The organism is Ruegeria sp. BHSB056 (assembly GCF_059613305.1).
On record NZ_JBXWSG010000115.1, the window covers coordinates 1 to 9,853 of the forward strand.

11 protein-coding genes are annotated in these 9,853 nt (G+C 55.0%); 4 read left to right on the top strand and 7 right to left on the bottom strand.

Annotated features, from left to right (window positions below; genetic code table 11):
• The 4 genes from AC2FND_RS18490 to AC2FND_RS18505 form a co-directional block, all read right to left on the bottom strand.
• Window positions 1-211 (bottom strand): O-methyltransferase (locus AC2FND_RS18490; protein ID WP_496771225.1); only part of this gene is annotated, 211 nt, incomplete at its 3' end.
• The gene (locus AC2FND_RS18495; RefSeq protein WP_496771226.1) at window positions 208-1,542 is read right to left on the bottom strand and encodes an ATP-binding protein; all 1,335 of its coding nucleotides are present in this window, start codon (window positions 1,540-1,542) and stop codon (window positions 208-210) included. The genes AC2FND_RS18495 and AC2FND_RS18490, both read right to left, overlap by 4 nt.
• Window positions 1,543-1,586: 44 nt before the next feature.
• On the bottom strand, window positions 1,587-1,892 hold the full coding sequence (locus AC2FND_RS18500) for a hypothetical protein (RefSeq protein ID WP_496771227.1): 306 nt from the start codon (window positions 1,890-1,892) through the stop codon (window positions 1,587-1,589).
• Between the two features lie 4 nt (window positions 1,893-1,896).
• Entirely contained in the window at window positions 1,897-2,319 is a 423-nt protein-coding gene (locus AC2FND_RS18505; protein WP_496771228.1) for a helix-turn-helix domain-containing protein, read from the bottom strand.
• A 367-nt stretch (window positions 2,320-2,686) separates the two neighbouring features.
• On the opposite strand from AC2FND_RS18505, the gene AC2FND_RS18510 reads away from it, so the two are divergent.
• Window positions 2,687-3,781: a tyrosine-type recombinase/integrase gene (locus AC2FND_RS18510; RefSeq protein ID WP_496771229.1), complete on the top strand. Its 1,095-nt coding sequence runs from the start codon at window positions 2,687-2,689 to the stop codon at window positions 3,779-3,781.
• Window positions 3,782-4,032: 251 nt separating this feature from the next.
• Here the strand turns inward: AC2FND_RS18510 and arsJ are convergent, their stop codons facing one another.
• The 3 genes from arsJ to AC2FND_RS18525 are packed head-to-tail and all read right to left on the bottom strand — an operon-like array spanning window position 4,033 to window position 7,123.
• Complete coding sequence (gene arsJ / locus AC2FND_RS18515; protein WP_496771230.1) at window positions 4,033-5,298, bottom strand: organoarsenical effux MFS transporter ArsJ; 1,266 nt, start codon at window positions 5,296-5,298, stop codon at window positions 4,033-4,035.
• Window positions 5,295-6,293: an ArsJ-associated glyceraldehyde-3-phosphate dehydrogenase gene (locus AC2FND_RS18520; protein ID WP_496771231.1), complete on the bottom strand. Its 999-nt coding sequence runs from the start codon at window positions 6,291-6,293 to the stop codon at window positions 5,295-5,297. The genes arsJ and AC2FND_RS18520 overlap by 4 nt, the downstream gene beginning before the upstream one ends.
• Entirely contained in the window at window positions 6,290-7,123 is an 834-nt protein-coding gene (locus AC2FND_RS18525) for an arsenate reductase/protein-tyrosine-phosphatase family protein (RefSeq protein ID WP_496771232.1), read from the bottom strand. The genes AC2FND_RS18520 and AC2FND_RS18525 overlap by 4 nt, the downstream gene beginning before the upstream one ends.
• Before the next feature lie 420 nt (window positions 7,124-7,543).
• Here AC2FND_RS18525 and AC2FND_RS18530 point away from each other — a divergent pair, with 420 nt between their 5' ends.
• The 3 genes from AC2FND_RS18530 to AC2FND_RS18540 form a co-directional block, all read left to right on the top strand.
• Window positions 7,544-8,776 (top strand): integrase, encoded by a 1,233-nt coding sequence (locus AC2FND_RS18530; protein ID WP_496771233.1) that lies wholly within the window; start codon window positions 7,544-7,546, stop codon window positions 8,774-8,776.
• Window positions 8,777-8,919: 143 nt separating this feature from the next.
• A complete protein-coding gene (locus AC2FND_RS18535) occupies window positions 8,920-9,156 on the top strand; it encodes a helix-turn-helix transcriptional regulator (RefSeq protein WP_496771234.1) in 237 nt (78 codons plus the stop codon).
• Window positions 9,156-9,853: hypothetical protein (locus AC2FND_RS18540; protein WP_496771235.1), on the top strand; the 698-nt coding region annotated here is incomplete at its 3' end. The genes AC2FND_RS18535 and AC2FND_RS18540, both read left to right, overlap by 1 nt.

Here is a 9,853-nt window from a genome sequence, read left to right on the forward strand (position 1 = left end):
CTGTAGCCCGCTCAATGGATACCATGTCGGCTATACCAAGAGATTTATGGTAAAGGGAAAAATCGGCAAACCAAACACTGCCCAGGCCAACATACCGATACTCTTCGAGCGCCGAGAAGGCCGCGAGGCGGCGAAACAATTCACCCATCATCTTGCGTTCAGCGTGCTTAGCCGGTCGCAGTGAATAGTTAATCTTTCGAAAACTGCTCATTCGTCCGTGAACCTTGAGAGCGTCAGATCGAACGATTTTTCTCCAACAGCCTTTGCCGAGCGCACTCCCAATTCCTCTTGAAGAGCTTCAACATCATCGACAGGGCGGGAGTACTGAATTTTCACATACTTCGGGCCCTTTTGAACACTGTCCCTAGCAGGGGCGGCGAAAACTGTTTTTTCTGAAAGGGTATCCGATTTTCGCAATGGCGTTTTTGCCACAAAGTCCAACAGCGGGCTCTTGTCCCGCGTGTACTCGTCAATATCCTTGTCCAACTCATTCAAGAAGTCGATTACTGGCCGCATCATCTGCTGCATTTTTTCAAAGGCTGCCTGCCATGCCGGGCTATCTTGATCGATGTCATCCTTTGTGGTGTTCCATGGGACCTGCGACGAGTCATCTGAATCAAACCAGGCTACCCCTCTGAATCGAGCGAATTGATTGTGGTATGCTGGGATTAGAAGCCTATTTTGCTGCTCCTCCATCAAGCCCCAGCCGGTTACATTCCGTCGGTCGGCCTCAAGCACTACTCGTCCATTGCAGATAACATACCATCCCGCTTCACGTGGGATAGAAGGGCCGACCCCGGCAACAACCTTTACATTCACTGGGGCTGCGCCGTTGTAGTTGAGCTCGAAAACATCAACACCTGGTTTAAGTTGATCTGAGAACGACAAGCTGAGGTCAGTCGCATCTATTCGGTTCCCGTTCACGCGGACATCAAGGCCTGCGGAAATGAATTGACGGTGTTTCGACTTGATCAATCCAACAATGGCGTTTTCGAAGTTCTGCGAACCAAATCGGCTAGCCACTTCAGGACGGAGCCGACTTACCAAGATATTCGTGCCAGGATTATCTTTTGCTACTCTTGCAGCGTCTGGTTCTGCCCACGGAAATGTCCAACCTGGTTCGGCTTCCCACGCAGCAACGTCAACTTCGACGGCCCACTGTTCGTCTGCCGTTGCCGAGTCTACACGAAAGTGTTTTCCGAACTTGAACAATGCCCTTTTCATGCCGACGCCGAACTGGCCGATCGAATGAGGCGTAGATCGTGCGCCCGCTGCTCTACCAAATCGAAAGGCATAGTCGCGTGCTACAGCACGACTGAAGCCTCCACAGTTGTCCCAGATCATGAATTGATCCGATGAAAATGCGATCTCGATCCGTTTTTCGGTGAAATCGTCAGAACCCTCAGATTCTCGTTTTGCGCCATCGACGCTATTGTCCAACAGATCCAACACCGCTTGCTCTAACGCGATGTCCCGCACCAGCATGTCTACGAAAAAGGTCTTTGTTGGCTCTGCGTTGATCTCAGTTTCTTCGTTTGCCATCAAATAATCTCGCACTTTTGCTGAGGGGTGAACCGGTTTTCCTGCTAGTCAAATTCATAAAGCATCCGTTCAATTCTCTTGTTGATGAACGCAAGTACCACGATAGCATTCACCAAAAAGAAGACCACAACACCTGATATTGCCGTCGACAAGACTTGCCCAGCGTCGAACAAGGAATAAGCGCCTGATTGTACTGGGAAAAGAGAGAATCTCGTAAACCCAAGCAGATATATCGCACACATTGCCAAGAAGATCGCTATCAATGGCCGCATAGGTTCAGTGGTCATGCGCAAAACGCGCTCAAGTGTAGTGCGCATGTGCTTTGTCCAGTTGTCGCTTGGTTCCTGCATTTTGCTACTCCCTTACGAGTTCTATCCAAGTATGAACGTCATCATCTGTTACTTCCCGCCCCTCGATCTGCGACTGGTACCATCGCGCGACGATGGCACCACGTTTTTCGCTTTTGATCTTGATGCCAGCACCTCCCAGGTACTTATCAAGTGAGGTCTCGATCCTCTTCAAAGCCTCAAAGTCGTGACCGACGCGGATCGACTTTGTGCCTAGCAGCAACCAAGCAACATCGACTTGGTATCGCCCGTGCATCTTGATCAGCGCCTCGACTGGAATGCCGCGCTTGCCCTTCTCATAGCTGTGATAGGCCCGATGCGAGACGCCGATCGCCTCTGCCATCGCGGCCTGCGAAACGCCAATTTCGCTACGTGAGATGGCTAGGCGTGCACCTACTTCCGCGAAAATATCAGCATCTTCTTGCGTCATTCCGACTTCCCAATTGACGAAAGCGCAACTTTGTATAAACATCGCACAAAATGACGCATATTTCCGTTTGAATCCATCTGAGCACGTCAGAAGGTACCAAACAAGCGATTCCATGCGTACGCACGATTCAACTCTAGCGGAAAAGGATGACTGAAATGGCAGAGACCGACAAATCCGACAGCTCGCAAATCCTCGGCCTTGGGAAAAAGCCATCCGAATGGGTCGAGTTGATGGCGGATATGGGCATCGACATTTCAGAGCGTACCTTGCGCGAGCGAGCAAACGAGACTGGGGCATTTTACCGCCTTGGACGGACCATGCTGATCACACCCGCGCAGATCGACAAGATTTTTGAAGGAGGCCAGGCATGCCGCTCCAAATCTACAAGAGGGGTCGCTTCTACTGGGCTAAGGGCTGGGTCGAGTACAACGGCAGGCCAATCGCAGGCCCATACCGGCGAAGCACTAAGGCATCTACAGAAGCGGGCGCACGGGACTGGATAAACCGCGAGACCGAGCTTCAGATACGCCGCCATGTTGTAGGCGATGAACCGAGCAAGACGTTTTCGGATGCGATTATGCTCTATAACGCTTCACCCAAGACCGCGAAGCAGTTGATCCCGATTGTCGAGGAGATCGGCGACTTGTCGTTGGGTGCGATATCAGGTGCGCTCCTGAAAGGACTGGGGCCGAAGCTGAAGCCCAAGGCCTCGACGGATACTTGGTGGCGCGAGATCGTGACACCGGCGAGTGCGGTCATCAACAACGCGCACGAGCTGGAAGGCACACCGCTCATTCGGGTGAAGCCCTATGACAAATTCGAGCGTATTGCCCAGGACAAGCGCCGTGGGAAAACCAGCCGTGTTGAGCGCAAGCCCGCCGACAAGGAGTGGATCGAGGCCTTCTGTCGCGCGGCTGACCCGTACAACGCTGCTTTGGTTCGGTTCATGTTCGAAACGGCGGCGCGGATCGATCAGGCGGTCTCGATAGAGCCTGACGATCTGCGGCCTGCCGAGAACAAGGTCAGGGTGAAAGCGCAGAAGGGCCATCCCGAAGGCTGGATCACGGTATCGCCTCAGATGATGGACGAACTGCTGGCGCTGCCTTCGAAGCGCCCGAAGAACCGCAAGACAGGCAAGTTCATGAAACCTCGTGTGTTCGGCTATGGCAGCTCCACAGGCTACAACACGCGCTGGAAGACCATCTGCAAGCGGGCGGGTATCCCGTATCTCTCAGCCCACCCAGCAGGAAGGCATGGGTTCTTCACCGAATTGGTCGTGCGCCAAGGCGTCGATCCGGTCACAGCGGCTAAGGCTGGCCGCTGGTCCGACCCCAATTTGCCCATGCGCATCTATGCCCACGCAGAGACAGATGAGGCCGATGTCAGGGCCCGTTTTCGTACAAACCATGTACAGGCGAACACTGTACAAACTCGCAAGAGCAAGAAATCACAGAAGGAATAGCGCTATGAACGGTTCCCTCCTAAGGGGCAGGTTGCAGGTTCGAATCCTGCCGGGGTCACCAAAAAATCGGATAATTTAGCAGATACCGGGTTTCTGCGGCCAGCGTTGTCGTCTTGGTTTGCTAAGGCATATGCCGAAACACATTGAATTTCCGCCATTCGTTCTTCGATAGCATTATGCAGCCTGCCTGATCAGGGTGCCACCAATCATGGCGAGGGCGATTCAGATTGAGAGGTATCGTTCAAAAACGGTCACGTCAGTGCTTCGGAGGTTTGGTCCGTCAGTTTGCCTGAAGTCAGCGCAGCAAGGGCAACCATCACGGTCGCGGTCCCGAGAACCAAGGGCAACCCTCCGATCTGATAGGTCAGGCCGGACAGAACCGTGCCGACCAGCCGACCTGCTGCATTCGCCATGTAGTAGAACCCGACATCCATCGTCACACGCTCGGACTGGGTGAAGGCCAGGATAAGATAGGAATGCAGTGCCGAATTGACGGCAAAGACCGCTCCGAAGATCAGCAGCCCAGCCACAAGCGTTATGGTTAGCCAGGTTTCAGGCCCATGTGACAGCGATACGGCCAATGTTAGAGCCGCAGGAACGCAGAAAAGGGCAATCGCCCAACTGCGCGCCGCGCGGATCAAATCGCCTTCGGTTCGATCCGCCGCACGAAGGATCTTTGGCGCGTAGGCCTGCACTGCGCCATAGAGGATGACCCACAGCGCCATGAATGTTCCGATCATGAAGAATGCGGCACGGTTGCCATCGTCGGTGCCATCCGACAGGACGGTGTAGAAATAGATCGGAATGCCGACCACGAACCAGACATCGCGCGCACCGAACAGAAAGACGCGCGCTGCCGACAGCCAGTTTACATTGGCAGACTTCGAAAAAACTTCGGAGAACTTCGCCCCTTTGCGTCCCTTCGGCAGGCCCGCTGGCATGAACAGGATAACTGCAAACAGGATCAGTGCCAAAACCGCCGCCATGACCAGGATTGCCGCCATGAATCCCAACGTTGCCAGCATGGCCGCGCCCAACAGGAAACCCAGCCCTTTGACGGCATTTTTTGATCCGGTCAGCACAGCGACCCACCGAAACAACCCGTCGCCCTCGGCCGGGGCCAGCAGCTTGACCGATGATTTCGACGACATCTTGGCCAGATCCTTGGCCACTCCGCTTGCCCCCTGCACCATCATCACAAAGCTGACCGAGGCGGTAACGGTCCAGTGCGGATCAAGCTGCGTCATGGCAAGCAACGCCACCACCTGCAGCCCCAATCCCGCATAAAGGGTGGAAGTTAACCCGAACCGGGCGGCAATCCAGCCTGCGGCCAGGTTTGTGACGATCCCTGCGATCTCATAAAGCACAAACAGATAGGCCAGCTGAACCGGCGTGAAGCCCATGGTGTGAAAGTGCAGCAGCACCAGCATCCTGAGCGCCCCGTCAGTCAGCATGAAGGCCCAATAGGCCGCCGTGACCGCGACATAAGCCGACAGTCCTTCGGGCCGCTGGGTCACAGCGAGGACCCGACCATCAGCGCCACATCCACCAAGCGGTGCGCATAGCCCATCTCATTGTCGTACCACGCATAGATTTTCACCTGCGTCCCGTTTATCACCATGGTCGAGGGCGCATCGACAATCGAGGAGCGTTTGTCATTGGTGTAATCGGTGGATACCAGTGGGCGGGTCTCATAACCCAGAATGCCCTTCAGTTCGCCCTCGGCAGCGGCTTTGAAGAAAGTGTTGACCTCTTCCACTGTGGTTTCACGCTCAACCTCGAACACACAATCGGTGAGCGAGGCGTTCAGCAACGGCACCCGAACCGCATGGCCGTTCAAACGACCTTTGAGTTCCGGATAGATCAGAGTGATGGCCGTGGCCGAGCCGGTCGTGGTCGGGATCAGTGAGTTGAGGGCCGACCGTGCGCGCCGCAAGTCTTTTGCGGGCCGATCAACGATCGTTTGCGTGTTGGTCACGTCATGGATCGTGGTCATCGACCCGTGGCGAATCCCCAGATTCTCGTGGATCACCTTGACCACTGGTGCCAGGCAATTTGTCGTGCACGAGGCCGCCGTCACGATCCTATGCGCCGCGGGGTCGTAGGTTCCGTCATTCACACCCATGACGATATTGGCTGTCGGGCCGTCCTTGACCGGAGCCGAGACGACGACCTTCTTCACCCCGGCATCAAAATAGGGGGTCAGCTTGGCCTCGGTCTTGAACACGCCCGTACAGTCGATCACTACGTCAACACCGTCCAGTGGCAACGCGCTCAGGTCTTTGGTGCCAATGAACGGCAGGCGGGTTTCGTTCACAGTGATGCTGTCGGCATCAAAGCTGAATTCTGCATCCCATCGCCCGTGTACCGTGTCGAACTCCAACAGATGCGCGTGCATCTGGGGGTCGCCGACAGAATCGTTGATCCAGGCGATATTTGCGCCCTGTTCCAACAAGGGCTTCAGGGCCAGTTTCCCCATTCGGCCAAGGCCGTTCAAAGCGTAAGTCGTCATGGTGCATCCTCAAGTGGCGACCGCGCGATTTCATCAACGGCGGATTGCAGTGCGATCCGGTCCAGGCTTTCAACCGGCAGTGATGTAAAGGCTTGAATCCGACGCTTCAGCGCGCCGTACGCGTTTTGAAAGGCCAGGCTTTTTTCGGCATCGGTACCTTCTGCCTTGACCGGATCTGCCATGCCCCAGTGACCGCTGATTGGCTGGCTTTCCCAGGCGGGGCATTCTTCGTTCGCAGCCTGATTGCAGACCGTAAAGACGAAATCCATTTCAAGCGCGTCCCGCCCCGAGAACTCGGATACATTCTTTGAGCGGAGCGCCGAAGTATCGTGCCCCTTGTCTTGCAGAACCTGAATTGCAAATGGGTTGAGTTCGGAAAACGGCCGTATGCCGGCCGAATAGACAGTGAACCGATCCCCGCCGATATCCCGCAAAAGGGATTCGGCAAAGATCGACCGGGCAGAATTACCCACGCAAATGAATAACACGTTGAATTTTCGGTCAGCCATGGTTTCACGTCCTTTGGCTAAGGGCATGCAAAGATCGGGTCGGCCACGGCAGCAATCCACGAGCAGGAAATCGAACATGTGCTGCACGTTCTTCATCTCAATCGAATAGAGCAGTGACGTCCCGGAGCGTTCCTGCTTGACCAGCCCGGATCGCTGCAACGCGTTGAGATAGTTCGACAAGGTGCTGGACTTGATCCCCAGTTCCGACGCCAGTTCCCCCGCCGGAACGGCGTCGGGATACCGTCGCATCAACATGCGAAACACGGTGATACGTTGTGGGTGGCCAAGGATGGCCAGTTGATCGATTACTTCTGTTACCATATTTCACGAATTATGGAATTATAGCTATGGAGTCAAAACGACTTTTGCGTCGTTACAAAAATTTCACAAACTGGAAGCTCGCCCCAATGGATTGATCATTGGCCCAATACCTTGACGACAACATCTGGTTAAAAGAGAGGAAAGGCCCGAACGCACACAACTGGTCTTGCAGGCTTCAGGCTGACAGTTTAAATGAGCCATCTCATCCGGCAGAGACCAGTTCCGGATGACTCAAGGCGCCGCTGTAGCTCAGCTGGTAGAGCACGTCATTCGTAATGATCAAACTGTAGCAACAGTTATACGTGTTTGATCGGTAAAACCCAATAAAATCAACTCAATCGGCAACACTTGGTTGTGTTTGGTGCGCGTTGGATCGTAACGTCGGCCTTGTAAAAACTTCGCCATTACAAGGATCGTCACATGCCTCAGATCAAGTTCACGGACACGGCTATTCGGACGCTCGCAGTTGAGAAAACAACGTGGTTTTCGGACAAATCCTGCAAAGGTTTGCGCCTGTGTGTCACGCCCACAGGAACAAAGACATGGTATGTCACGCGCTGGGATTCCAATGCCCAGAAGACGCGGTCGGTCAAACTCGCTCAGTGGGCCGCTAAAGGCGCACATACGGCTTGGGCAAAGCGTCAGGTCGGTAAGGCATCGCTCGACATACAAGAGGGCAATGTGCGCACACGCAACGAGCAGGCGATTGCAGTGCAGGAAGCCGGTATTCCCACGTTCCGGGGCGCACTTGACCAATACATCGACCACAGGACGTCTGAGCGGGCGTCAGGCAAGGCTCGAATGCTCGAACCCACCGCAAAGTCATACAGGGGCGCATTCGACAACCATCTGAGTAAATGGGGCGATGTGCTGGTGAGCGAATTGCCCGTTCTTGAGATCAATCAATACCTGAACCAGTTGCAGATAGAACACCCGCACGCGGCGCAGCGTGCCTCGACGATTGCGGGTGCGGTCGTTCGGTTCGTCAATCGCCTATGCGCTTTGACCCTGCCAATCCCCGCGCTGCTGGACAACACTCAGATGAAGTCGCGTGTGCAGACAGGGCGGCTCGACATGCAAATCCCATGGATCGACCGCAAACGGGAGATTGATGCGATTGAGAACGAACACATCCGCCTGTGCTGGTTGGTCACTTGGTACACAGGGTTTCGCGGTCGGTCGCTGCGCCCACTGAAATGGGATCAGGTGGACAGGGATCGCGGGCTGGTGACGTTCAAACGCCTCAAGCGGCAAGAGACGTCTAGGACAATTGCGATTGCCGACGACGTTGTCCGCCTGTTCGACCGGCTGTGGGAAATCAAGTATCCCGACTGTGACTATGTGTTCCCGTCGCGCCGTATCGTGGGTGACGAACGCGGCCATCTCGACGATTTGGACAGGATGACTTTGACGGCTGCTGGTGATTTGCGCCACCTGTGGATGTCTGTTGCGCGCGAGGTATGCCCGCGTCACGTTCACCGCTGGCTTGCCCAACAAACAATGACCGACGACGACCTGCGGATGCTTGGGCATTATGGCGAACCAAGCCATGAGGAACAAAAGGCGGGCGCGGATGCGATTGCGTCAGGCGTAAACAGGCATTTCTCAAAAACACCTGAAACCGTTGTTGAATTGGCGACGAAACACGCCTAACTGTTGTGATGTTACATACGCCTCCACCTCGCCGAGCCGTAAGCGGGGTGAGGCCGCACTTCGAACTGCCCAGTGCATTGCGACCTGGGAGACGTCAGGAGGAAGTAGGGTGCGGTCATTGGCTTTCGTCAAAGGAAGTCGATATGACCGAACTACACATGCTCTCCGAGCAAATAGAATCTTTGCGCGCAATTGTCCTGCGCTCCAATGCCCCAGAAATCATGGACCCTCGCGAAGCCGCGACATACCTGGGTGTGACCGATGAAACCCTGTATCGTTGGCGCAAGGATGCCACTGGTCCGAAGTACAGCCAGCCCAATGCCCGTGTCATTCGCTATCTGCGAGACGACCTCATCGAATGGATGCGGGAGAATCAATGATGGCACATAAGGAAAACAGTGCAATATTCTTGCGGGGTGACGACGTGCGTCAATTCCTGCGAGGACGGAACAAGATTGCAGAGGCATGGGTTGCCCGCAATTACGAGCGTCTTGGTCTTGATGGACCGATACATGCAAGCACGGTATCGAAAGCACTCAATGGTTACACGGTCGCGCAGATCGTCGTCGATGCCATGGACAAACTGTATGACGAAATCCGTAGCGACCCGTGGAAATGGTGCAAGCCGCCCCAAGACATCGACGACCTTTGTGAGTATGCGTCGGCAAGGTGGTGGCATGAGACTCTCGACCCGCCCGTATCGAAGTCGCGGTTTGACCGCATCAAGCAGCAGCCGTTGACAGGTTCGGATCGTGAGGTTGTGCAGACGCGGTTCGACGTATGGCGCGACAAACTCAAAGCCGCCTGTGACCAGTACGTGAAGGATGCCGAACTCGTCAGAGCGTTCGAGGCCGACGACGACCCTGAGTATCAGTATTGGAAGCGCAGGGAAGATGGGTCTTTGAGTGAGTTTGGTATAATCCCCGGAAGGGAATGGAAGCTGGGCAAGGAGCCAGATGGATCGACGTCATTTAAGCGACGCGTCGGTAATGCTGGTTTGCTTGGACGTTCGCAGGAAGAAATCGGTATGGCTTGGGCTTTGACCGACGTTGATATGACGTTGCCCATCGTTGACGA

What these genes read in the sequence shown, in the direction of transcription:
- AC2FND_RS18495 (WP_496771226.1), bottom strand. Translation starts at nt 1,542, where the DNA reads ATGGCAAACGAAGAAACTGAGATCAACGCAGAGCCAACAAAGACCTTT.
- AC2FND_RS18500 (WP_496771227.1), bottom strand. Translation starts at nt 1,892, where the DNA reads ATGCAGGAACCAAGCGACAACTGGACAAAGCACATGCGCACTACACTT.
- AC2FND_RS18505 (WP_496771228.1), bottom strand. Translation starts at nt 2,319, where the DNA reads ATGACGCAAGAAGATGCTGATATTTTCGCGGAAGTAGGTGCACGCCTA.
- AC2FND_RS18510 (WP_496771229.1), top strand. Translation starts at nt 2,687, where the DNA reads ATGCCGCTCCAAATCTACAAGAGGGGTCGCTTCTACTGGGCTAAGGGC.
- AC2FND_RS18520 (WP_496771231.1), bottom strand. Translation starts at nt 6,293, where the DNA reads ATGACGACTTACGCTTTGAACGGCCTTGGCCGAATGGGGAAACTGGCC.
- AC2FND_RS18525 (WP_496771232.1), bottom strand. Translation starts at nt 7,123, where the DNA reads ATGGTAACAGAAGTAATCGATCAACTGGCCATCCTTGGCCACCCACAA.
- AC2FND_RS18530 (WP_496771233.1), top strand. Translation starts at nt 7,544, where the DNA reads ATGCCTCAGATCAAGTTCACGGACACGGCTATTCGGACGCTCGCAGTT.
- AC2FND_RS18535 (WP_496771234.1), top strand. Translation starts at nt 8,920, where the DNA reads ATGACCGAACTACACATGCTCTCCGAGCAAATAGAATCTTTGCGCGCA.